The 23,054-nt window shown below is 64.4% G+C and carries 23 protein-coding genes; 14 read left to right on the forward strand and 9 right to left on the reverse strand.

The window, feature by feature from the left end:
- The first annotated feature begins 4 nt into the window (after window positions 1–4).
- Complete coding sequence (gene pdeM, locus FMM02_RS04720; RefSeq protein WP_147493782.1) at window positions 5–667, forward strand: ligase-associated DNA damage response endonuclease PdeM; 663 nt, start codon at window positions 5–7, stop codon at window positions 665–667.
- Here the strand turns inward: pdeM and pabB are convergent.
- Window positions 664–2,394: an aminodeoxychorismate synthase component I gene (gene pabB / locus FMM02_RS04725; protein ID WP_187107845.1), complete on the reverse strand. Its 1,731-nt coding sequence runs from the start codon at window positions 2,392–2,394 to the stop codon at window positions 664–666. The two genes, pdeM and pabB, sit on opposite strands and share 4 nt — an antisense overlap.
- A gap of 71 nt (window positions 2,395–2,465) precedes the next feature.
- Between pabB and FMM02_RS04730 the strand changes: the two genes are divergently transcribed.
- From FMM02_RS04730 to FMM02_RS04765, 8 genes are all read left to right on the forward strand, one after another.
- Window positions 2,466–3,707, forward strand: a complete 1,242-nt coding sequence (locus tag FMM02_RS04730) for a dipeptidase (RefSeq protein ID WP_147493783.1) — start codon at window positions 2,466–2,468, stop codon at window positions 3,705–3,707.
- 89 nt (window positions 3,708–3,796) lie between these two features.
- The gene (locus FMM02_RS04735; protein WP_147493784.1) at window positions 3,797–5,719 is read left to right on the forward strand and encodes a S9 family peptidase; all 1,923 of its coding nucleotides are present in this window, start codon (window positions 3,797–3,799) and stop codon (window positions 5,717–5,719) included.
- On the forward strand, window positions 5,716–6,387 hold the full coding sequence (locus FMM02_RS04740; protein WP_147493785.1) for an MBL fold metallo-hydrolase: 672 nt from the start codon (window positions 5,716–5,718) through the stop codon (window positions 6,385–6,387). Before FMM02_RS04735 ends, FMM02_RS04740 begins: the two co-directional genes overlap by 4 nt.
- Before the next feature lie 152 nt (window positions 6,388–6,539).
- The gene (gene rpmF / locus FMM02_RS04745) at window positions 6,540–6,719 is read left to right on the forward strand and encodes a 50S ribosomal protein L32 (RefSeq protein ID WP_119532944.1); all 180 of its coding nucleotides are present in this window, start codon (window positions 6,540–6,542) and stop codon (window positions 6,717–6,719) included.
- A gap of 32 nt (window positions 6,720–6,751) precedes the next feature.
- Window positions 6,752–7,801: a phosphate acyltransferase PlsX gene (plsX, locus tag FMM02_RS04750; RefSeq protein ID WP_147493786.1), complete on the forward strand. Its 1,050-nt coding sequence runs from the start codon at window positions 6,752–6,754 to the stop codon at window positions 7,799–7,801.
- Window positions 7,798–8,757: a beta-ketoacyl-ACP synthase III gene (locus tag FMM02_RS04755; protein WP_147493787.1), complete on the forward strand. Its 960-nt coding sequence runs from the start codon at window positions 7,798–7,800 to the stop codon at window positions 8,755–8,757. The genes plsX and FMM02_RS04755 overlap by 4 nt, the downstream gene beginning before the upstream one ends.
- A gap of 105 nt (window positions 8,758–8,862) precedes the next feature.
- Window positions 8,863–9,186, forward strand: coding sequence for an integration host factor subunit alpha (locus FMM02_RS04760; RefSeq protein ID WP_147493788.1), 324 nt, complete (start codon window positions 8,863–8,865; stop codon window positions 9,184–9,186).
- 10 nt (window positions 9,187–9,196) lie between these two features.
- Window positions 9,197–9,598, forward strand: a complete 402-nt coding sequence (locus FMM02_RS04765; protein WP_147493789.1) for a MerR family transcriptional regulator — start codon at window positions 9,197–9,199, stop codon at window positions 9,596–9,598.
- Here FMM02_RS04765 and FMM02_RS04770 read toward each other — a convergent pair.
- Both FMM02_RS04770 and FMM02_RS04775 read right to left on the reverse strand, forming a co-directional pair.
- Complete coding sequence (locus FMM02_RS04770) at window positions 9,595–10,065, reverse strand: SixA phosphatase family protein (protein ID WP_246104824.1); 471 nt, start codon at window positions 10,063–10,065, stop codon at window positions 9,595–9,597. The genes FMM02_RS04765 and FMM02_RS04770 overlap by 4 nt on opposite strands.
- Window positions 10,062–12,770, reverse strand: coding sequence for an ATP-dependent DNA helicase (locus FMM02_RS04775; protein WP_147493791.1), 2,709 nt, complete (start codon window positions 12,768–12,770; stop codon window positions 10,062–10,064). Before FMM02_RS04775 ends, FMM02_RS04770 begins: the two co-directional genes overlap by 4 nt.
- A gap of 42 nt (window positions 12,771–12,812) precedes the next feature.
- Here FMM02_RS04775 and FMM02_RS04780 point away from each other — a divergent pair, with 42 nt between their 5' ends.
- A complete protein-coding gene (locus FMM02_RS04780; protein ID WP_147493792.1) occupies window positions 12,813–14,402 on the forward strand; it encodes a lysine--tRNA ligase in 1,590 nt (529 codons plus the stop codon).
- Here FMM02_RS04780 and FMM02_RS04785 read toward each other — a convergent pair.
- Together FMM02_RS04785 and FMM02_RS04790 are read right to left on the reverse strand one after the other, a co-directional pair.
- Window positions 14,399–15,421, reverse strand: coding sequence for a S41 family peptidase (locus FMM02_RS04785; protein WP_187107846.1), 1,023 nt, complete (start codon window positions 15,419–15,421; stop codon window positions 14,399–14,401). The genes FMM02_RS04780 and FMM02_RS04785 overlap by 4 nt on opposite strands.
- A gap of 141 nt (window positions 15,422–15,562) precedes the next feature.
- Window positions 15,563–15,811 carry a hypothetical protein gene (locus FMM02_RS04790; protein ID WP_147493794.1) on the reverse strand — a complete coding sequence of 83 codons (249 nt, stop codon included), beginning with the start codon at window positions 15,809–15,811 and terminating at the stop codon, window positions 15,563–15,565.
- An 81-nt stretch (window positions 15,812–15,892) separates the two neighbouring features.
- Here FMM02_RS04790 and FMM02_RS04795 point away from each other — a divergent pair, with 81 nt between their 5' ends.
- Together FMM02_RS04795 and FMM02_RS04800 are read left to right on the forward strand one after the other, a co-directional pair.
- On the forward strand, window positions 15,893–16,372 hold the full coding sequence (locus FMM02_RS04795) for an Lrp/AsnC family transcriptional regulator (RefSeq protein WP_147493795.1): 480 nt from the start codon (window positions 15,893–15,895) through the stop codon (window positions 16,370–16,372).
- Window positions 16,373–16,430: 58 nt separating this feature from the next.
- Window positions 16,431–16,706, forward strand: coding sequence for a nickel-binding protein (locus tag FMM02_RS04800; RefSeq protein WP_187107847.1), 276 nt, complete (start codon window positions 16,431–16,433; stop codon window positions 16,704–16,706).
- A 6-nt stretch (window positions 16,707–16,712) separates the two neighbouring features.
- On the opposite strand, the gene FMM02_RS04805 is transcribed toward FMM02_RS04800, so the two are convergent.
- The 3 genes from FMM02_RS04805 to FMM02_RS04815 form a co-directional block, all read right to left on the reverse strand.
- Complete coding sequence (locus FMM02_RS04805; protein WP_222703829.1) at window positions 16,713–18,545, reverse strand: DUF885 domain-containing protein; 1,833 nt, start codon at window positions 18,543–18,545, stop codon at window positions 16,713–16,715.
- Window positions 18,546–18,668: 123 nt separating this feature from the next.
- Window positions 18,669–19,394: an RcnB family protein gene (locus FMM02_RS04810; protein ID WP_147493798.1), complete on the reverse strand. Its 726-nt coding sequence runs from the start codon at window positions 19,392–19,394 to the stop codon at window positions 18,669–18,671.
- 23 nt (window positions 19,395–19,417) lie between these two features.
- Entirely contained in the window at window positions 19,418–19,963 is a 546-nt protein-coding gene (locus FMM02_RS04815) for a (2Fe-2S)-binding protein (protein ID WP_147493799.1), read from the reverse strand.
- A gap of 46 nt (window positions 19,964–20,009) precedes the next feature.
- Here FMM02_RS04815 and FMM02_RS04820 point away from each other — a divergent pair, with 46 nt between their 5' ends.
- Together FMM02_RS04820 and FMM02_RS04825 are read left to right on the forward strand one after the other, a co-directional pair.
- Complete coding sequence (locus tag FMM02_RS04820; protein WP_187107848.1) at window positions 20,010–20,792, forward strand: alpha/beta fold hydrolase; 783 nt, start codon at window positions 20,010–20,012, stop codon at window positions 20,790–20,792.
- A 56-nt stretch (window positions 20,793–20,848) separates the two neighbouring features.
- Window positions 20,849–21,787 (forward strand): transglutaminase-like cysteine peptidase, encoded by a 939-nt coding sequence (locus tag FMM02_RS04825; protein ID WP_147493801.1) that lies wholly within the window; start codon window positions 20,849–20,851, stop codon window positions 21,785–21,787.
- Here the strand turns inward: FMM02_RS04825 and FMM02_RS04830 are convergent.
- Window positions 21,784–23,043, reverse strand: coding sequence for an HlyD family type I secretion periplasmic adaptor subunit (locus FMM02_RS04830; RefSeq protein WP_147493802.1), 1,260 nt, complete (start codon window positions 23,041–23,043; stop codon window positions 21,784–21,786). The genes FMM02_RS04825 and FMM02_RS04830 overlap by 4 nt on opposite strands.
- Window positions 23,044–23,054: the final 11 nt, after the last annotated feature.

Here is a 23,054-nt window from a genome sequence, read left to right on the forward strand (position 1 = left end):
ATCGATGGTTCCCTTTTCGTTCGCCGGTCACGATTTCCTCGCCAGCCCTGACGGCGCGCTGTTCTGGCCCGCCGAAGGCGCCCTGCTGGTTGCCGACCTTCACCTTGAAAAGGCCAGCTGGTTCGCGCGGCTCGGCCAATTCCTGCCCCCTTATGATTCTCTTGCGACCCTGCAGGCACTCAGCCGCGAGGTCGAGCGGACTCAGGCGGTCCGGCTCTTTTGCCTTGGCGACAGTTTCCATGACCGCTTCGGCTGCGACCGGCTTCCCGATGCGGCGCGCGAATTGCTGACCATCCTCACCGATCGGCTCGATTGGGTGTGGGTCGTCGGCAACCATGACAGTGGGTTCACCGATCATTGCGGTGGCCGGATCGAAGAGGAATGCCTGCTGTCGGGCGTGGTATTGCGGCACGAGGCGGTAATTGACGAACAGCGACCCGAAATGTCGGGACATTTTCACCCCAAGCTGCGGATGTCACTGAAGGGCCGGAACGTGTCGCGGCGCTGCTTCGTCGCCAGTCCGACGAAGCTGATCTTTCCCGCTTTTGGCGCACTGACCGGAGGGCTGGACGCCGGCCACCCGGAAATCCGGCGCAAGGTAGGAGCGGGCGCGGCGGCGCTGGTACCGGTCACCGACCGGCTGCTGCGCTTCCCCATTGCCGCCTAGGCGAGTTTCGCGGGAACCAGGCCGCGCACGATATTGCCGACGTAAAAGCCGGCCCCGAGGTCGTCGGGCGTCAGCTCGGCCTCGATCGCCCTCCCCTCGTCGATCAGCTTGGCGCGCAGAATGCCGGGGATCAGCCCACGGCTCAGCGGCGGGGTCAGCAACGTCCCCTGCCGCTCGACGAAGATGCTCGTCCGGCTCCCCTCGGTCAGCCGGCCGTCCGGATCGACGAAGATGGTTTCATAAGCGCCGTCCTCCTGCCGCGCCCGGTCATAAAAGCGGCGGTCGCTGGTCTTGTGGCGAAGGCGGAAATCCCCGGGTTCAACCGGCAGGGGGCGCAGTGCCACCGGGACCGGCGTATGGGCAGGCTCGTCAATCGGCTTGACCTGGATGGCCATCGCGCCGGTCGGAGAGAGCAGCAGCCTGACCATCGCCCGGGCCTTGCGCCCGAAGGTCGCCGCCTGAAGTTCGTTGCGGGCGGCGTGGCGGTCGAACTGGAAGTCGAGCTCGGCAGCCGATTTTTTCATGCGGTCGAGGTGGCGATCAAGCTCCACGATGCCTTCGGCCGGGTCAAATCGCATCGTCTCGATCAGATCGAAGTCCTGCCGCTCTGCCCGCACGAAATCCCCCTTCAGCAAACACTCCGCCCATTCATCGCGTGCGACGCTGTCGACGACAAGCCCCGAGCCGAGCCCCAGCCTCGCGACTGTTGCCCCCGTGCGCCAGTCCAGCGTGCGGATCAGCACATTGAAGGCTGCGTTCCCGCCCGGCTCGATCCACCCCATTGAGCCGGTGTAGCTGCCACGGGCCTCGGGTTCGAGCCGGCGCAGGGCATCGATCGCCGCCACCTTGGGAGCGCCGGTGACCGAACCGCAGGGGAAGATGGTTTCAAGCACGGTGATCGCGTCGGCGTCGCCGCGCAGCCTCGATCGCACGCGGCTCACCAGCTGGTGGAGCGTCGGATAGGTTTCGACCGCGAACAATTGGGGCACCTCGACGCTGCCCGGTCGAGAAACGCGGGCGAGGTCGTTGCGCATCAGGTCGACGATCATGAGATTCTCGGCGCGTTGTTTTGCATCGGCGGCCAACGCCTCCATCTCTGCCCGGTCGGCGGCAGGATCGGCGCGGCGCGGCGCGGTGCCCTTCATCGGCCGCGCGTCGAGCACGCCGTCATTGATGGTGAAAAACTGTTCGGGCGAAAGCGACAGGATCGCGCGATCGTCGTCGAGCACGACCCCGCCCCAGCCCGCGCGCGACGAGCGCCGCAGGCGGGCGTATAGCGCGAGTGGATCGCCTGCGACCGCGACATCGCAGCCGAAGGTCAGGTTGGCCTGATAAAAGTCGCCCGCAAACAGATGGGCGCGGACCCTGGCGACCGCTTCTTCATAGGCGAGCCGCGTGATGCGCGGACGCGGACTTCCGGCAAAGGCGCCGTCGGACGAGGGAAGCAGCCCGGCAATTTGCGGCTGTTCGAAGCCATCGAACAGACCGAATGCAAGCAGCGGGCCGTCGGCCTGGCGCCGGCTGTGCGTCAGCTTGGGGTCGAAGGCATGACCGGCTTCATATGTGAGATAGCCCGCCGCGTGCCGGCCGCCGCGAACTGCGCGGCGCACCTGCGCCAGTGCCGGCCCCACCTCCTCGATGCTCCATGCCCGGACGATGTCGCGCGGACCGCGATAAAGCCGGGGCGGCGCCCCACCGGGCCGGGCATCGTCGAACAGCAGCCACATGACCCGCCATTGCCCCGCTTGCGCCCCGCCCGTAAACCCGGAGCCACCGCTTTTTGGTTAGGAAATGCCTCATGCGTTCGATTGTCGTCCTCGCCGCCCTGTTGATTGCTGCCCCGGTTGCCGCCCAGACGGCGATCGAGCCCAAGGTCAAGGCCCGTATCGACCGGCTATTGAAGACAACGCCACTGATCGATGGCCATAATGATTTGCCCTGGGCGCTGCGGCAGGATTTCGACCTGTCGACCGAAGGATTGGAGGCCGCAACCAACCGCCGCACGCCGCCGCTGATGACCGACATGGCCCGGCTTCGCGCAGGGCGCGTCGGCGGGCAATTCTGGTCGGTCTACATTTCCGGCACGATCCAGGGTGACGAGGCGATCCGCACGACAATCGAACAGATCGACGCAGCCCGCCGCATCATCGACGCCTATCCCGCCGACCTGGAACTGGCCTCGTCTGCTGACGACCTGATGCGAATCCATCGCACGGGAAAGATCGGCTCGCTGCTGGGGATGGAAGGCGGGCGCCAGATTGGCGGGTCCCTGGCCGCGCTGCGTCGCTTTCACGACCTCGGCGTCCGCTACATGACCCTGACTCACAACCAGACAACCGAATGGGCGGATTCGGCGACCGACGAACCCCGGCACGACGGGCTGAGCTCGTTCGGGATCAAGGTCGTCGGTGAAATGAACCGGCTCGGCATGCTGATAGACTTGAGCCATGTGTCCGCCGGCACCGCGCGCGACGCCATTACGGCAAGCCGCGCGCCAGTGATCTTTTCTCACTCCGATGCTTTCGCGCTCAATCCGCATCCCCGCAACGTGCCCGACGAGATCCTCCGCCTGCTGCCGGACAATGGCGGGGTCATGATGGTGACCTTCGTCCCCGCCTTCCTCCGCCCCGCGAACTGGGCGTGGTCGCGTGAGCGGGCCGCCGAGGAGGCGCGGCTCAAGTCGCTCTACAGTTTCAGCAAGGATCAGCAGGCGGAAGGCATGAAGCGTTGGGAGGCTTCCCATCCACAGCCCACGCTGTCGGTGAGCGATGTCGCCGACCATATCGACCATGTCGCGAAGGTCGCGGGGCATGACCATGTCGGGATTGGCGGCGACCTCGACGGGATCGACCAGACGGTGCCCGGACTGGGCGGCGTCGACGGTTATCCGCTGTTGTTCGCCGAACTGATCCGCCGCGGATGGAGTGATGCCAATCTCGCCAAATTGGCGGGCGGCAATATTCTTCGCGCACTTAAACGGGCCGAAGCCGTTGCAGCCTCGATGAATTCGGCGAAGCCGGCGCTCGATAAATTGCCATGAATTTCGACGAACGGACGGCATACGGCTTGCCCCCGCACGACTAAGCCGGCCAAACTGGGCCGCAATATTCTGTCCGGGGGATCCAGCATATGAGTCGTAACCTGTTTGTCGCGCTGCTTGCCAGCGCCGCCATGAGCGCGCCCGCCGCGGCAGAAGTCGCCAAGCCCGCGGCCCTCACCGCTACCAGCGTGCCGGCGGTTCCGGACGCGCTGGGCGCTCGATCGCGGCCCTATATGGAAGCGCGCTCTGCCGGGTTCGGCGGATGGAACGCGCGCGACCGCTCGATGCTGATTTCGACCCGCTTCGGCAACGTCAACCAGCTTCACCGCGTCGCGGCGCCGCTTGGCATGCGCCGCCAGATCAGCTTCGAGGTCGAGCCCTTGGGCGGCAGCTGGTCGCCGAACGGCGACACGCTGCTGATCTCCAAGGATAGTGGCGGCGATGAATTTTTCCAGCTCTATACGCTGGCCAACGGCCGCCTCAACCTGCTGACCGCGGGCGGCAAAAGCCGCAACGGCTTCGGTGCCTGGAGCCATGACGGCAAGCTGATCGGTTTCAGCTCGACCGAGCGCAACGGCACCGACACCGATCTTTACGTGATGGACCCGCGCAACCCCGCAACCAAGCGCCGTGTCGCCGAGGTCCGGGGCGGCGGGTGGAATATTGCCGACTTTGCCCCCGGCAATGCCCGCGCAGTGGTCGGCGAATATGTTTCGGTGACCAAGTCCAACCTTCACCTGCTCGACATCGCCAGCGGCAAGCTTGTACCGATCGGCGATCATGCAAAGCCGATCGCTTACGGCGGCGCACAGTTCGCGCCCGACGGCACGCTGTGGGTGACCTCCGACGAGGGGAGCGATTTTCAGCGACTCGGCCGGCTCGACATCGCCAGCGGCAAGTTCACCCCGGTCGGCGGCGCGGCGCGCTGGGACGTCGATAGCTTCACCATCTCCAAGGACGGCCGGACGATCGCCTTCGTTACCAACGAAGCGGGCATTGCGCGCCTGTCGCTGATGGATGTGCGCAGCAGCCGTGTCCGGCGGGTCGATTCGCTGCCCGCCGGCGTCATCGGCGGCCTTGAATTCGCGCCCTGGGGCCCGCTTGGCTTCACCCTGACGTCCGCAAAAAGCCCGGCCGATGCCTATTCGCTCGACCCGGCGACCCTCAAGGTCACCCGCTGGACCGAAAGCGAAACCGGGGGACTCGACCCCAACGCCAATGTCGAACCCGAACTGGTTGAAGTGAAGAGCTTCGACGGGGAGACGGTGTCGGGCTTTCTTTATCGTCCCAACCCCCGCCGTTTCCCTGGCAAGCGCCCGCTTATCGTCAACATCCACGGCGGACCAGAAGGACAGACCCGGCCTGGCTTCCTCGGCCGCAACAATTACCTGCTCAATGAGCAGGGCATCGCGATTTTCTTCCCCAATGTCCGCGGCTCGACCGGCTATGGCAAGCGCTTCGTCAGCCTCGACAACGGGCCATTCAAGCGCGAGGATTCGGTCAAGGACATCGGCGCCTTCCTCGGTCGGCTATCGGCCGACCCCGCGCTCGACAGCGATCGCATCGCGGTGACCGGCGGAAGCTATGGCGGTTATATGTGCTACGCCTCGGCGATCCATTATGCCGACCGTTTCCGCGGCGCGCTGTGCAACGTCGCCATCTCCAACTTCGTTACCTTCCTGGAAAATACCCAAAGTTACCGCCGCGATCTGCGCCGCGTCGAATATGGCGACGAACGCGATCCCACCCAGCGCGCCAAGCTGGAAGAAATCTCGCCGCTGCGCCGGCTTGGCGAAATCAAGGCGCCGCTGTTCATTGTCCAAGGCGCCAACGACCCGCGGGTCCCCAAGTCGGAAGCCGATCAGATCGTCAAGGCGCTGCGCGACCGCGGCCAGACGGTCTGGTACCTGGTCGGGGAAAATGAAGGCCATGGTTTCGCCAAGAAGGAAAATCAGGACTATCAGTTCTGGACCACGCTAATGTTCTGGGACCAGACGCTGCTCAAGAAATGACCGATCCTGCCGTCCCGCCACTCCGCGCCGCCATTATCCCGGTCACGCCGCTGCAGCAGAATTGCACCCTGCTGTGGTGCACCGAGACGATGCGCGGCGCCTTCGTCGACCCCGGCGGGGATCTCGACCGACTGAAGGCTGCCGCGCGCGAGGCCGGCGTGACGATCGAGAAGATTATCGTCACCCATGGCCATATCGACCATTGCGGCCAGGCCGGCGTCCTAGCCGCAGAACTGGGCGTGCCGATCGAGGGACCGCATGAGGACGACCTGTTCTGGATCGACCGGCTTGCCGAGGACGGCGCCCGTTACGGGATCAGCGGCCAACCGTTCCAGTCCGACCGCTATCTCCACGACGGCGACACGGTCACCGTCGGCAAGCTCAACTTTGCAATCCGCCACTGTCCCGGCCACACGCCCGGCCATGTCGTGCTCCACCATCCGGAATCGAAGCTGGCGATCGTTGGCGACGTATTGTTCCAGGGATCGATCGGCCGAACCGACTTCCCGCGCGGCAGCCACCAGCAATTGCTCGATTCGATCACTGAGCGGCTATGGCCCATGGGCGACGACACCCGCTTCATTCCGGGTCATGGCCCAATGTCGACCTTCGGGCATGAGCGGGCGACCAACCCCTTCGTCGCGGACAAGGTGCTGCAACGCGCCTGAATCGCTTGCATGACCGCCTGATTTCGCTATAGGGCGCCTTCGTTCGCGATGATCCGGCCGCCGCCGCGGGGACTTTCCGACAGGGGAGCCACGACGAGCTGGGCGAGGAGAGTCGCCAATTTTTTTGGACATTGATTTAAGGAAGAGCCGAGATGGCCGTCCCTAAGAGAAAGACCTCGCCCTCGAAGCGCAACATGCGCCGCAGCCATCATGCGCTGTCGCCGGCTTCGTTCCAGGAATGCCCGAATTGTGGCGAGCTCAAGCTCCCGCACAATCTCTGCTCGGCCTGCGGCCACTATAACGGCCGCGAGATCGTTTCGACCGAGGCCTGAGCGAAAATCGCGGTAACGAGGGCAACCCACGCATGGCCGTGAGCCCGCGCATCGCGATCGACGCCATGGGTGGAGATATCGGCCCGGCGGTGATGGTCGCCGGGATGGCGCGCGCGCGCCGCAAAGACCGCGCGCTGAAATTCGATGTCTATGGCGATGAGCAGCAAATCAAGCCGGAGCTGGAAAAGCACCGACCGCTGATGGACGCGGTCACCATCCACCACACTACCGACGCCATCCAGGCGAGCGAGAAGCCGAGCCAGGCGATCCGCCGCGCTAAGACCACCTCGATGGGTATGGCGATCAATGCCGTGAAGGAGGGCGCCGCCGATGCCGCGCTGTCCGCCGGCAATACCGGCGCGCTGATGGCCATGGCCAAGCTCGCGCTGCGCACCATGCCGGGAATCGACCGGCCGGCGCTTGCCGCGTTGCTGCCGACACTAGGGCAGACCGACTGCGTCATGCTCGACCTTGGCGCCAATACTGAGTGCGATGCGCAGAACCTCGTCCAATTCTCCGTGATGGGCTCGGCCTATGCGCGCACCGTTTTGGGGATCAGCAAGCCGCGCGTGAAATTGCTCAATATCGGCACCGAGGAACTCAAGGGGACCGGAGAGCTGAAAGAGGCGGCCGCGCTGCTGCGCGAGGCGACCTACCTGCCGCTGAAGTTCGATGGCTTCACCGAGGGCGACAAGTTGAGCCGCGGCGATGTCGACGTGGTCGTGACCGACGGCTTTTCCGGCAATATCGCGCTCAAGACCGCGGAAGGCACCGCGCGCTTCGTCACCGACCTGCTCAGGCGCGCCTTTACCTCATCGCTTCGCTCCAAGGCAGGATTCGCCTTGTCCAAGCCAGCGCTGAACCTGCTCAAGGTCCATCTTGATCCCAACAATCATAATGGCGCGGTCTTCCTTGGCCTCAACGGGCTGGTGGTCAAAAGCCATGGCAGCGCCAACTATAAGGGCGTTGCGAATGCCATCGGCGTCGCCGCGTCGATGGTTCGCAACGACATCACGCGCAAGATTGGCGAAGACCTCGACAATTTCCGCGCCCACGCCTTTGCCGGAGACGCCGCTGAATGACCCTTCGCTCGGTTCTCAAGGGTAGCGGATCCGCGCTTCCGTTACGGCGCGTTGACAACGCCGAACTGGCGGACAAGGTCGAAACGTCCGACGAGTGGATCGTCGAGCGGACGGGAATCCGCAGCCGCCACATTGCCGCAGACGGCGAAACGACCGCGACACTGGCGACCGAGGCGTGCCGCAAGGCGCTTGAGGCGGCTGGGCTGCAGCCGGGTGATATCGACCTCATCGTGCTGGCCACCGCCACGCCCGACCAGACCTTTCCTTCCTCGGCGACCAAGGTGCAGGCGCTGTTGGGCATCGATGACTGCATCGCCTTCGACGTTCATGCCGTCTGCACCGGCTTTCTTTACGCGCTGAGCGTCGCCGACGCGATGCTGCGCGGAGGCAATGCCAGGCGCGCGCTGGTGATCGGTTCCGAAACATTCAGCCGGATCCTCGACTGGAACGACCGGACCACCTGCGTCCTGTTCGGCGACGGGGCGGGCGCGATCGTGCTCGAGGCCGAAGCTGGCGAAGCGGGCATCCTGTCGACGAGATTGCACGCGGACGGCCGCCATAACGGCCTGCTCTATGTCGATGGCGGGCCGTCGACGACGGGGACGGTCGGCAAGCTGCGCATGAAGGGCCGCGAGGTGTTTCGCCATGCAGTTGTCAACCTCGCCGAGGTCCTGTCCGAAGTGCTCGGTGCCGCGGGCCTGACCCCCGACGATGTCGATTGGGTCGTGCCGCACCAGGCCAACGCCCGGATCCTCGACGCGACCGCACGCAAGCTTGGCCTTCCGGCCGAGAAGGTTATCGTAACCGTCGACCGCCATGCCAACACTTCGGCGGCGTCGGTTCCATTGGCGCTGGACACGGCGATTCGCGACGGGCGGATCCAGCGCGGCGACCTATTGGTGCTGGAAGCGATGGGCGGTGGCTTTACGTGGGGCGCTGCCGCGGTTCGCTATTGAACCGGCTGGAAAATAGGGCAAATGTCGAATTGCCGACGCGCAGGCTTTGCGGTAGCCTGATGACCGCGTGCCGGCTTGGTGCGGATGAGGGGGCGGAGATCATTTATGGCTGATGCGGGTATCGCCCGTTCGGAAGGTCTGCATTCGGGCACGCTGACCCGCGCGGACCTCGCTGATATCGTTCACAACCGGCTGGGCGTATCGCGCGCGGAGAGCGCAAGCATCGTCGAGCGGGTGCTTCACCACATGTGCCATTCGCTGAGCGAGGGTTCAAACGTGAAGGTATCCGGCTTTGGCACCTTCATCCTGCGGGACAAGGGCGAGCGGATCGGCCGCAACCCGAAGACCGGAGTCGAAGTCCCGATTGCGCCTCGCCGCGTCCTGACTTTCAGGGCCAGCCAGATCATGCGCGACAGGATTGCGAAGTAGGGTCGCGGGGATGGCGACCGGCGAAAAGGCCCCGGACGCCTTCCGTACCATTGGCGAACTTGCGACCGATCTGGGCGTTGCGCAGCACATCCTGCGCTACTGGGAAACCAAATTTCCCGAGCTGAAGCCGCTGCAGCGTGCGGGAAACCGCCGTTATTACCGGCCCGCCGATGTCGCATTGGCGCGGCGGATCAACCGCTTGCTCAACGAGGAAGGCTATACCGTCAAAGGCGTGCAGAAGCTGCTTCGTTCCAAGGAGCAGCCCGACGATGGTGTAACGCCACAAGCGGCCGCCCCGCCGACGCAATTCGCACAACCGACCAGAGTTACGAACGATCCTCGCAACGCCGCGCTTGACCTTGATCGACTGGTAAAGCTGCGCGACCGGCTGGCCGCGGCCATCGCCGACTAGCCGAGTTCTTTCGGCCGCAACATCCGCGCGAGAGTCCCACGCTCCTTGCCCACCGCCGCCCAATCGTCGACTGGCAGCACCAGTTCCACCGCCGTGCCGGTCGCCATGTCGAGCGGTAGCCCGGCGAGCATCGCGGCAAGCTGTTCGAAACCCGGGTTATGGCCGACCAGCATCAGCCGGCGGACCGAGGACGGCGTTTCCTGCACGATCGCCAGCAGATAGCCCGTCGATGCATCATAGATTCTCTCGTCATAGACGGGATCGAGGCCGGCGAGATTCGCAGTCTGTGCGGCGCGCCGGGCAGGGCTGCTGAGGACCAGGTCCCAGGACAGTCCAAGGGCGCGAAATTCATCGCCCATGCGGGTCGCATCACGCCGCCCCCGCTCCGCCAGCACCCGGTCGAAGTCGCGCCCGCTGGGCGAATCATGCTCGGTCTTGGCGTGGCGAAACATCGTCAAGCTTCTCACTCGCATTCTCCTGCCGTAGCCGGCGCATCCACCAAAATCCCGCCGGCGAGCCGTTCGCGCACCCTTGCCACGGCAATGTCGAGCGGGACACGGGAGATCACCACGCCGTCCGGAAAGGCATTGAGCAGGCGCGATGGCAGCGCGCTGGACAGGATGACGAACAGACCGCGATCGCCCTGCCGGCGGATTAGCCGGCCGAACGCCTGGGCCAGCCGCGCCCGGACCATCCGGTCATCATAAGAACTGCCGCCGCCGGCCAGCTTGCGCGCGGCGTGAAGCACCGTTGGCCGCGGCCAGGGCACGCGTTCCATCACCACCAAGCGCAATGAATCGCCCGGGACGTCGACACCGTCGCGCAACGCGTCGGTGCCGAGCAGCGATGCGTGCGGATCATCGCGAAAGATATCGACCAGCGTGCCGGTGTCGATCGGGTCGACATGCTGGGCGAGCAGCGGGAGGCCCGCGCGCGCCAGCCGATCGGCGATCCTAGCGTGAACCGCCCGCAGCCGCTGGATGGCGGTAAACAGGCCAAGCGTGCCGCCCTGCGCCGCTTCGATCAGCCGGGCGTAGGCACCGGCCAGCGCCGCCATGTCGTTGCGCCCGACATCGGTGACGATCAGCACTTCGGCGTGGGCGGCATAATCGAACGGACTGTCGGCTTCGAAGTGGCGGGCCGAAGATGCCAGGTGAAGCGCGCCGACCCGCTGTTCGGCGCTTGGCCAGCCTTCAGCGCCCCGCAGCGTGGCCGAGGTGACGAGCACCCCGTGCGCCGGTTCGAGTACGACCTTGGCAAGCGGCCGAGTGGGATCGAGCCAGCGGCGGTGCAGCCCGACATCATATTCGCGCCCCTCGGCCCGGTCGATCGCAAGCCAATCAACGAAATCGGGATCGGCGGCCGCGCCGATCCTACCGAGCATCGCCATCCAGGCGGCCAGCGTGTCGCGCCTCCAGCCAAGGCCGTGAATCGCGCCGTCGACCCGGGCCCGCGCCTGCGAATCGAGCCAGTCGGGCGCATCCTCGAGGATTGCCTCGAGCCGGCGGACAAGCGCGGCCAGCGGCTTGGCCAATGCCTCCAGCGCTTCCAGCGCCCCGGCAGCGGCGGAAACGAGACTGCCGTCCGGTTCGGCCAGTTCGGTTTCGAGGCCGTAGCCGGCTTCCTGGGCCTTTGCCCTTGCATAGACCGTGCCGCGCACCTCGGCGAGCAGCCGCTCCATTGGGCCGAAGGGATCACCCTCCGCCAGCCGGGTCAACCAACCTTCGGACGGAAGGGCACGTGCTGCATCAATAGCCGATTCGAGCGCGGCGCCGCCTTGTTCGTCGTAACTGGCTACATCCATCAACCGCGCCGATAGGCCGCGCCGCCGGCCGCGTGACTTGCCTTCCGGCCCGACGATCCAGCGGCGAAGCTCGATCGCCTCGCGGCCGGTCAGGGCCGCGGCAAAGGTGCTGTCGGCCGAATCGAACAGGTGGTGACCTTCGTCGAAGATGATTCGGGTTGGGGCATCGGGTCTGCCGCGGGCCGCGCCGACCATCACCAGCGCATGGTTGGCGATCACCAGGTCGGCGTCCCGTCCGGCCCGCTCGGCCCGTTCGATGAAGCATTTGCGATAGTGCGGACAGCCCGCATAGACGCATTCGCCGCGCTGGTCGGTCAACGCGGTTGCGCCGGCCCGGCGAAACAGGCTCGGCAGCCAGCCGGGTAGGTCGCCGCCGACCATATCGCCGTCGCGCGAATAGGCCGCCCACCGCCCGACCAACTGCGCAAGCACCGCCGCGCGTCCCGAAAAAGCGCCTTGCATGGCGTCTTCGAGGTTGAGCAGGCAGAGGTAATTCTCGCGGCCCTTGCGAATGACGATCCGCCGCCGGCACTCTTCCTGATCCGGAAACAGCCGCCGCCCTTCGGCGTCGAGCTGGCGCTGCAAGGCCTTGGTGAAGGTCGACACCCACACCGTCCCGCCCGCACGTTCGGCCCAAAGCGCCGAGGGGGCCAGATAGGCGAGCGTCTTGCCGATCCCGGTACCGGCTTCTGCAAGCAGCAGGTTTGGCGCGCCGAGCGCCGGGCGCGGCGCGAAAATCCCCGCAATCTCCCTTGCCATTGCCCGCTGTCCGAGGCGGGGCTCTGCTTCTCGGCCGGTCAGCTCGGTCAGTTTCGCTTCGGCGTCGGCTTGGGGAATGGAGACGGTGCGCGGCGGCGGCCGGTCACTTTGCTCTTCCCAAGGTTCAAGCCGCGAAAACAGCATCCGCTCGCCGCGCTCGGGCTTGGCAAGCCACTGTGCCACAAATGGCGCCCAGCTCCAGCCCAGCCGATGCAGGCTGACATTGGCAGTCCATGCGCCCTCGCGTTCAGACCACTGCTCCTCGCCCAGCCGGTCGAGCAACGCCGCGGCAATGTCGAGGAGCACCGGCGCCGCGTCCCGCTCCGCAGTGGGTGGCGCAAGGTCCAGCGCCCGCGCCATGCCGGGCACGGTCGGCACGGCAAAGCGGGCCGGGTGAATGAAGGCGAACAGTTCCAGCAGGTCGAGGCCGCTGACATCCGCATAGCCCAGCCGCTGGCCGACCAGCGGCGCATTGAGCAGGACGTGCGGCGTGCTGGCCAATTGGCCGATCGCCTCGCCGCGCTGAACCTCGCGCACGCGGCCCCCTTCGGCAATCCAGATGCCGGCATGGGTTGCATGGAGGGCGGGAAGAGGCAAAGGAGCGGCCACGACGGCTTAACCATTGGCCGCACCGGAACGAAAGGGCAACAGTTGACCAGCGATGCAATCCGCGCCGCCGCAATGACCAGCAAGGCCTGGCCATATGAGGAAGCGCGCAAGCTGGTCAAACGCTGGCCGGACGGAAAGCCCGGAGGGGCCCCGATGCTGTTCGAAACCGGTTATGGCCCGTCGGGCGTGCCGCATATAGGCACCTTCACCGAGGTGCTGCGCACTACGATGGTCCGCCATGCCTATAAGGAATTGACCGGCGGCGCGCCGACGAGACTGGTAGCGTTCAGCGATGACATGGACGGGCTTCGCAAGGTTCCAGACAATGTCCCCAACGGCGATTTGCTGGCGGCCAACCTTGGCAAGCCGCTGAGCCGGATTCCCAATCCCTTCGCGACCGAGGATAAAAGTTTCTCGTCGCACAATAATGCGATGCTCCGGCGGTTCCTCGACCAATATGGGTTCGACTATGAGTTCGTATCGGCGGCGGAGCGCTACAACTCGGGCGCGTTTGACGAAGCGCTGAAGGATGTGCTGCGCCGCTTCGACGACATCCTTGCGATCATGTTGCCGACGCTGCGTGAGGAAAGGCGGCAGACCTATTCGCCGATCCTTCCCATCTCCCCCGCCACCGGCCGCGTGCTGCAAGTTCCGGTGGAGGTGATCGACGCCGAAGCCGGTACGATCGCCTTTACCGACGAGGATGGGACACGGGTTGAACAGTCGGCGCTTGGCGGCAGGGCCAAGTGCCAGTGGAAGGTCGACTGGGCGATGCGCTGGGTCGCGCTCGGCGTCGATTATGAAATGTACGGCAAGGACCTGACCGACAGCGGCGTCCAATCGGGAAAGATTGCGGCGGTACTGGGCGGCCGCAAGCCCGAAGGATTGATCTACGAGATGTTCCTCGACGAGAAGGGCGAGAAAATCTCCAAGTCGAAGGGCAATGGGCTGAGCCTCGACGACTGGCTGACCTATGGCAGCGACGACAGCCTGGCGTTCTACCTCTACCGCGAGCCGAAGAAGGCCAAGAATCTCCACCTCGGCCTGGTCCCGCGCGCGGTCGACGAATATTGGCAGTTCCGCAGCAATTATGCCGGGCAGGAAACCGACAAGAGGCTCGGGAACCCCGTCCACCATATTCATGGCGGCAAGGTCCCGGCGGGCGAACTCCCCCTGACCTATGGTCTGTTGCTGAACCTGGTCAGCTTGCCGGGCGTGCAGGACAAGGAAATCGCTTGGAAATTCGTTCAGAAATATGCGCCCGGGACGTCGCCCGAAACAAATGAGGAGCTGGACACGCTGATCGGCCTTGCGGTCAATTATGCCCGCGACTTCGTTGTGCCTGGCCTCAAGCGTCGCGCTCCGACAGAACTGGAGCGGACTGCGCTCGCCGACCTCGACTCCGAACTGGCCAAGCTTGGTCCTGCAACTCCGACCGATGCGATCCAGAATGTCGTCTTCGAAGTCGGCAAGCGCCACGCGTTCGAAAGCCTGCGCCACTGGTTCCAGTCGCTCTACGAGACTCTGCTTGGCAGCAGCCAGGGTCCGCGCATGGGCAGCTTTTTTGCCCTTTACGGTCTGGACAATAGCCGGCGGCTGATCGCCGACGCTCTGGAGCAGGCCTCCGCCTAGCGCAGTGCGGCGAGGGCTTCTTCGCCGCTGATCGGCCTGCCGGCAAGGCGAAGGGCCTCGTCGAGCGCCTTGGGTGCCTCCACCGCGACGTCAGGCGCGATTCCGGTCCCTTCCCAACCCTTGTTGGTGTCGGGATCGTAGGTTCGGCCGACCGGGACGAACGCGGCGAAGATGCTGCCCATCGGCCGCATGGTCCCATAGTTGCCCGCACCGCGGGTGTTTTCCCCAACGATCGTCGCCCGGCCGCTACGCTTGAGCGCAAGGGCAAGATGTTCGGCCGCCGACGCCGTCCGCTTGGACGTTAGATAATAGACCTTCGCCTGGCGAAGCCGGGTTGGGCTTGAATCCGGCTGGGCCCGGTGCATCCGCCGAACGACATCGTCCGAGGTCGGGATCAAATGGAGCGTACCGAGGTCCTCGAACGGGCTGCCTTCCCGTTCCTCGACCGCGCGGCGCGTATCCATCAGGACAAGATCGGTCGGCTGGTCGAAGATTTCCCCGAAGATCATGTCAATTTCCGCTAGCCCCCCGCCGCGGTGCTGACGCGCGTCGATGATCAGCGTGTCGGCATCCCCATGTTCGTCGAGGAATTTGCGCAGATCGGAGAGACTCGCTTCGTTGCCCGGAAACATCGTGAAAGCGACATAGGCAATGCCCGGAGCGATCCAGCCCGACTTGGCTTGGCCGCTTTCCGTCAGGGGACGATAATCCTGGTCGCCGTCGGACCCGCCGCGTTGGGCAAGGGGGATGACGTGCAGCCGCAAATGCCGGTCGGAATGAACAGCCTGGATATCCTCCGTCACCTTGGCGGCAAAGCTTTTCGCATCAGGGAAGCGGGCATAGCTGCCGGCGGCAAGGTTGTTCCGGAGCATGTCGGCATAAGCCTTCGCGGCCTTGGGAAGAACGAAATCCTGCTCAAGCGTTGTCGCCAGCTTCTCGACCGTCCGGTGCGCCTCTGCTGCGACGAAGGGGTCGGGCGCCTCGGTCGATGCCGCGGCCTGCGGGGAAGTCTGGCTCACGGCTGGGACCGCGACGGCTGCAAGCAGCATGGGAAGCAGGCGAAGCAAAATCTCGTCTCCACTGTATTGGTGATATAATACAATAATATGCAATCGGCCCTGTTTCAAGGTGGCGCTCGCCGCTTTGGCGGGCCTTGGATGTCAGGGTCCGAAGGAAAGGATCTCGATCTGTCGGACCGAGCGGTCGATGACGACGACCGACCTTTTTTCTGCCGTCTTGCGGGCGGCGGGGCTGCTCTTGCGGGCGGCGGAGTCGGCCTTGTGGTCGTGCTTCTTAAGGCAGGGCTTGGCCTTGGGGCTGGCTGCATGCGCGGCCGCGCCGCCGAACGGCAACTCGGCCGGACTGCCGGCTGCTAGCAGCAAAAGGACAAGGGCGGCGCGCAAGCTCATGGGACATTTATACCCCAATCGCGTTGCTCACGCTGCGCAAAAGAACTGGCGGGCGCGCCAGATTCTGGCAAGAAGAAGTCGATGTTCGACAGTTTCGACCTCAAGCTGCTCAACGCGATGCAGGCCGACGCGGATCGCACGGCCGAAGAGCTGGCCGAGGTCATCGCCTTGTCTCCCTCCGCAATCGCCCGCCGCTTGCGTCGGCTGCGCGAGGTCGGCGCGATCGCGCGCACGGTCGCCCTGGTATCGCCTGAGCTGGCCAGCAAGCGGCTGAGGGCGATGATCGGGATTCAGCTGCACGATCATGCGCCGGCCGCGGGACTCGCCGACCTGCGCGACCGGTTACAGGCACGCCATGAGGTGCAAATGTGTTTGGAGGTCAGCGGTCCGGACGACATGATCCTCCTTATCGCCTGCGCCGACATGGCCGAATTCAACCTGTTCGCGGACGCCGAACTGGCATCCAACCCAGTGGTTCGCCGCTACACGACAAGTTTCGTCAAGAAAGAGATCAAGAACCAGCCGCTGCTCTGGCTCACGGAGCGCGACTTCCCCGGCTAAGACGCGGACAAGCACCGCCATTCCTGCTATGTCCGCCTTACATTACCGAGGTGGGCACGTGGCACAATTTGTCGTCGAAAAGGACATCGAGGGGCTTGGCCGGCTTAGCCCGTTCCAACGCGACCAGACCGTTCGAAGGTCCTGCTCCCCGCTGCACGGCATTTCGCCCGATATCGTCTGGGTGCAAAGCTATCTGACCGACGACAAATGTTTCTGCGTATTCGAGGCGCCCAGCGAGCAGGCGCTGCGCGAGCTGATCGACCGGATGGGGATCGACCAGCCCAAGAGCATCGCCCAGGTCCATGAGGTCATCGGCCCGGCGGCGAACGACTGAACCTGCTCAGCCTGCCTTGCGGCTTTCGATCCAGCGATTGATCTTAGCCTCGAGGATCGTGAGGGGAAGCGATCCGGTCATCAATACTTGCGCGTGGAAGTCGCGGATCTCGAACTTATCGCCCAACTCCGCCTCGGCCGTGCGTCGTAGCCGCTGAATGGTCATCGCCCCGACCTTATAGGCCAGCGCTTGGCCCGGAATGGCGATATAGCGTTCGACCTCGGACGTGGCGTCGGTCCTGCCCATGCTGCTATGGTCCAGCATATATTTGATCGCCTGGTCGCGGGTCCAGCCTTTCGCATGGATACCGGTGTCGACCACCAGCCGCATCGCCCGGAGCATTTCATCGTCAAGCGTGCCCATCCGCTGGATCGGGTCGGCGTAAAAGCCCATGTCGTAACCCAGCGTCTCAGCATAAAGGGCCCATCCTTCGGCATAGGCGGTATTGCCGCCGAACCGCATGAAGGACGGCAGTGCCGCATTTTCCTGCGCCAGGCTGATCTGGAAATGATGCCCCGGCGCACCTTCGTGCAGGTAGAGCGTGGTCATGCCCGCGATGGTACGCGACGGAAGATCGTAAGCATTGAAATAAAAGACGCCCGGCCGGCTTCCGTCGGGGGTGCCCTGCTCATAGCTGCCGCCAGCCTCGAACTTTTCGCGGAACGGCTCGTAAGGGCGGATTTCGAGCGGTGTCTTGGGGATGGTCGAAAAGTAGGTCGGAAGCTTGGCATCGACCGCCTTGCCAATCTCATAATAGCGCTGGGTGAGCGCCTCGCGGCTCTTCATCTTATATTTGGGATCGGTCCGCAGATGCTCGAAGAATTGATGAAGCGTGCCTTGGAAGCCGACTTCCTGCCGCACCTTTTCCATTTCGGTGGTGATCCGAGCGACTTCCGAAAGGCCCGTTCGATGAACGTCCTCGGGGGTCAGGGCTAGCGTCGTGGTTGACTGGACCAGATGACGATACAGCCGGTCGCCGCCCTTCATGTACATCAAGCCATAGCCGTCGCGGGCCTTCGGCAAATAGCTTGACGACAGATAGTCGCGTAGCCGCGTCATGACCGGATAGATGTCGTTGGTGATAGTCGCCCGGTAAGCGGCTTGCAGCCGCTGCTTGTCGACCGCACTGAAGCTTTCGGGGAAGTTCTTCACCGGCCCGTAGAAGGGCGAGTCGACCACTTTCTGCTTTAGTTGGGTATCGAGCTGCTCGATGACATTGCGGACCGTCATCTTGGTTTCGAATACCCCCGCCGCCTCGCCTTCGCGAAAGCGGGCAATGGCGCGGTCGAGCAGCGCGACATAGCCGGCATGGCGCTTCAGCGCATTCTCATAGTCGGCGACGGTCTTGAACGGAGCTCCGCCCTCCCCGCTGGAGAATGTTGGATAGAAAGTGTGGAAGCCCGAAAAATGGTTGATCGGACGGACTTTGGTGAAATCCAGGATTGCCGGGTCCAAACCCTTCAGCGTGTTCTGCGCATTATATTCATAAACGTCGTAGGCAAGCTGGTCGGTCGGATCGAGCGCCGCCCGGTCGATCGACCGCAGTTCCGCAAGATTGTCCCGCGCCGCAGCTTTCTCGGCTGCGTAATACTCCTCTGAAATATAATCACCGAAACGGTCGGCGTAACGCAGATCGCCGCGAAAAATTCCGAACAACGGGTTGCGCTGAAGCTGAGCTTCATCGCTAGTCTTGAACAGGAAGAACAGCCGTTCCCGGGCGCTAGCCTGGACCGGCGCAGGAGCCGCCTCAATCCGCACGGGCTTTGAGCTTGGCACCGCGGTCGAGCAAGCCGACAAGGAAACCATCGCGGCCGACGCGAACAATAGCAGCTTTTTCATCCTGATTTCCCCTTGATCGGCGCTATCTGCGCTCGCGCAACCGAGGTTGAACGCAAAAGGGGCGCCGCAGTGTCCTGCAACGCCCCTTCGACCAACGGGTGATCGAGGTCTATGAAAAAGCTTCTACCAGAAGAAATTGTGGATTACGTCCACGACTTCCCCGTCGTAGATGTTCACCAGCAACGCATCGTCATAGTAACGCACCCAACGATAGGGACCATAGGCCGGCGGCAAGCGGTACATCCAGGGATCCTGCAACCAGTAGCTGCTCTGATAGTAGCTCGGCCAGAGGTTGAACCCAATCGAGAACCGCCGATAGTTGTAGCCGTAGGGATCATAGTAGCGGCCGAGCCGGTAAAGCGATCCGTAGCGGTTGCGATAACCGTACCAGTTGTAGCGATTGTCGCGGCGCCAATCGTTTGCCCAGCGCCTTTCGCGCTCGCGCCGTTCCTGACGAACGCGGTCACGGGTGCCGTCGCGCGATTCCTCGACGGCCTTCTTGAAACCGTCGACCATCGTCGGACGGCGCGCATCGCGGCGCCCACCGTCATGGCGGGTCACTTGGACCGGCTGAGACGGGGCAGCCTGGGGGGCTGTCTGGACTTCGGGTTCGACCGGCGGCTGGCGGTTCGGGTGCGCGGGACGCTCGGCGCGCTGCGGACGCTCGTCGCGAGCTTCCTGGGCGCGCTGCGGACGTTCGGCACGCTGGGGACGTTCGCCGCTTGAGCGTTCACGCTGCATTTGCTCGGCTCTGGCGCGCATCGCGCTTGCAAAGCCCCCGTCCATCGCGGACGCGGTCGCGGGCACCGCAACGCTGGCCATCAACAAGGGAATGAAAAACTTACGCATACTTGGCTCCAACAGTCATCGACCTATGAGTCGTCAGGAACAATCTGCGACATCGTGGATGAGCCGTTGCTGAACCGGGATGAAGGGTTTTCGACAGGTTTGGAAGGGGTTGGTGCGAGCGGGGCGGCAAGCCTCGACGCCCTGCCTACCGCCTTGAGGATCCGCGGGGTGGCGCCGCAACGGCAGAGGTTGGGAAGCGCCGAAAGCTGTTCCGGGGTCGGAGAGGGGGTTGATCGCATCAACGCGGCGAGAGCCATGATGAAGCCGGGATCGCAGCGGCCGCACTGACTGACCTGTTCCGCTGCCCAGGCTTGTTGCAGTGGATGCGCGCGGCCGGCTGACAGGCCCTCGATGGTCACGATCTCCGATCCTTCCGCGTCGGCGATGCTGATCTCGCACGACAGCCTAGCCCGGCCGTCGACGATTATTGTGCAGGTTCCGCAATCGCCGCTGAAGCAGCCATGTTTGGTGCCCGTCAGGTTCGACGCATCGCGAAGCGCGAAGAGCAACGGCGTGTCGGGATCGAGCCTGTAGCGGATTGCCTCGCCATTGACGGTCATTCGGGTCATGTCCCTGTGGTTGCAAAGCTGCGGGCGGCGCGCAAGATGCGACACTATGGCGAGCATCATGACGGCATCGGGACGGATCGGATTCGAGGAGGCGGGCGGCGGCCCGGCCACCCCGATTATTTTCCTTCACGGGGTCGGATCTGACAAAAGCGTGTGGCAGGCGCAGCTGGCGCATTTCGGCAAGATCCGTCGCTCGGTGGCTTTCGATTATCCCGGCTATGGGGAGAGTGAACTGCTGGCGGACGCCACCCGCGATGATTTCGCCAAGGCGATCTTGGCGGCGATGGACCGGCTGGACATTGCCAAGGCCCATGTCTGCGGCCTGTCGCTGGGCGGCGTCGTCGCGCTGGCGATGCATCATGCGGCGCCGGACCGTTGTTCGTCGCTGATCATCGCGGACAGCTTCGCCGTTCATCCCGACGGTCAGGCCATCCACGACCGGTCAGTCGCCGCTAGCCGGGCGATGACCATGGGCGAGCTCGCCAATGCACGCGCCGGCCTGCTGCTGGGATCGCAGGCAACCCCGGAACTGCGCGGCGAAATCATCGCCACAATGGGGCGAATCAACCCGGCGGCATACCGCCTCGGCGCCGCGGCAGTGTGGTTGGCCAATCAGTGCGACCGAGCCCGGGCGGTGGATGTTCCGACGCTGATCCTGGTCGGGGTTGAAGACATGATCACCCCGCCTGCACTGTCGCAAGACCTGCAGGCGATGATCGCGCAATCGCAGCTGGTCGAGATTGTCGGCGCTGGTCACCTTGCCAATGTCGAGCAGTCGGCGCGGTTTAACGGGGCGATTGAATCCTTCTTCGCCAGCCTTGGTAACTGAACCGTTAACCTTATGATTTAAAGCTGTTTTTGCCTTGCCCTGCGACAAGCGGGGCAATGCAGTACAGCGCTCGCCTCGCCAAGCTCGCCCTCGCCGGCCTTGCCGCTGCCGGCCTTGCGACCCCAAGCCTGGCGCAGGTGGCACCTGCGGCATGGCGGTCAATGTCGAAGTCGGAAGCGATACTGGGCGGCGCTCCAAGCGCGCTTTCGGCGATCACCGCGCGCCAGGCCGGGGGCAGCGCAATTCCAGCCCTTGCGGCCAACGCAAGCCTTCCGGCGATGCGCCCCGCGATCCAGCGCGTCGAAAGCCGTGAAGTATCGCGCAGCCAACCCGATGTATTCAATAGCGTTGCCCTGTTGATCGACCGCAGCCCGCTCCAGGCGCGCTGGTCGCGAGTAGCCGAGGAACGGGTTCACGGCAGCGCCGCGGCCTATGCCGCCTCGCTTCGCGGCGCGGGCATCATCGCTCAGGTCGAGGCGGTCAACAGCTACGTCAATTCGCGCATTCGCTTCACCGACGACCGCGTCCAGTTCGGGGTTGCCGATCGCTGGCTGTCGCCGGCGGAGGCGCTGTCTCGCGGTCGCGGCGACTGTGAGGATTTCGCCATCGCGAAGCGGGCCATGCTGCGCGCCGCGGGCGTCGCCGAGCGTGACCTCTATCTCGTCATTCTCAAGGACCTGAGCCGCCGCGCCGACCATGCGGTGCTGGTCGTTCGTGCCAACGGCCGCTTCCTCGTGCTCGACAATGGCACCGATCGGATCGTCGATTCCAGCGACGTTACCGATTATCGCCCGATCCTTACTTTCACGACGGGCCAAAGCTTCACCCACGGTTACCGCCGGGAGACCATCCCGCCGGTTACCTACGCCGCCAATCGTTTCGCCATGCCGATTACTCTGACCGGGGCGCCGCTGGAGCCCGCTGTGGGCGCTGAGGAACTGCCGGCCGTGGTGCGAGAGACCGCAACCCTGATCGGCCCGATCTTCAGCCTCTAGCGTTCGCGCAAAGCGTCGCTTCGCGCCTTGAGCACAGGCTTCAGCAAATAGCTGAGCACGCTCTTGCGGCCAGTGATGATCTGGGTGTCGGTCATCATCCCCGGCGTGATCGGCAGCCGTCGGCCAGCGGTCTGCAGGAATGCGCGGTTGGTTTCGACAATGACGATGAAATAGGCCTGCCGTTCGGCTTCGTCGTAGATGCTGTCCGCTGACACCTGTACGACCCTGCCGTCGAGGCCGCCATAGGTTGAGAAATCATAAGCGGTGACTTTGACGAGGGCCTTGTCGCCAACCTTGATGAACGCGATGTCGCTGGGCTTGACCCGGGTCTCGACGAGCAGTTTTTCGCCCATCGGAACCACTTCCATCACCTTTTCGCCGGCCTGCACGAACCCGCCGATCGTATTGACCTGCACATCGTTGACGACGCCGTTGACGGGAGAGCGCAATTCCATTCGTCCCGACCGCCCCTGGCCCTGCAGCGACTGTTCATTGATGGCTATCTTCTGCTCGACCTGGCTGCGCTCATTGAGGGCGTCCTGGCGGAAAGTGAAGCGCGCTTCATTGGCCTGGCTCAGCGCTTCGGACACCGCGGCATTGGCGCGGCTTGCCTGCTCCCGCGCAGCGGCGATCCGGCCCTGCAGGTCGACGACCTCGCGCCGCGCGCTGATCAACTCGGTTTGCGGAACGATGTTCTTTGCTGCCAGCGGCTCAAGCATTTCGACTTGCTTTTGGGCAAGCGCAAGGCTGCTTTGCAGGCTGGAGATGGTGGCATTAGCTTCGGCCGCTTCGCGCCGGCGCTGCTCCGCCGATGCGCCAAGCGCCGCGACACGGCTCGACAACGCCTGCTGTCGAACCTGGCTCAACGTCGCTTCCTCGCCCTGCAATGCGCCGCCGCCGCCGCGCCCTTCGGACGCGAGGCGCGCCGAGCGTGCCTGGAGCGCTTCAGTCTCGGCCAGGATCTGGCGACTTTCCGGATTGTCGAGACGAGCCAGCAGCTGGCCGCGCTGGACCCGCTGTCCCGAACGGACAAGCAGCTCTGCGATCGTCGCGGGCTCTGGCGACTGGATCAGCTGGATCTTGCTTGAGGGGATGACCTTCCCGGCGCCCGCGGTCACCTCGTCGACCTGCGCCAGCATGGCCCAGATAATGAAGATCGCGAAGCCTGCCGCGACGGCGGTGATGATCAACCGCGCACCGGTCAACGGTTCGCGCCGCCGATTGGCCTGTCCGGAAATGAAGGGAATACTCGCCATTGTACTATCCG

The sequence above is a fragment of the Sphingomonas xanthus genome (assembly GCF_007998985.1).
Classification (GTDB): domain Bacteria; phylum Pseudomonadota; class Alphaproteobacteria; order Sphingomonadales; family Sphingomonadaceae; genus Sphingomicrobium; species Sphingomicrobium xanthum.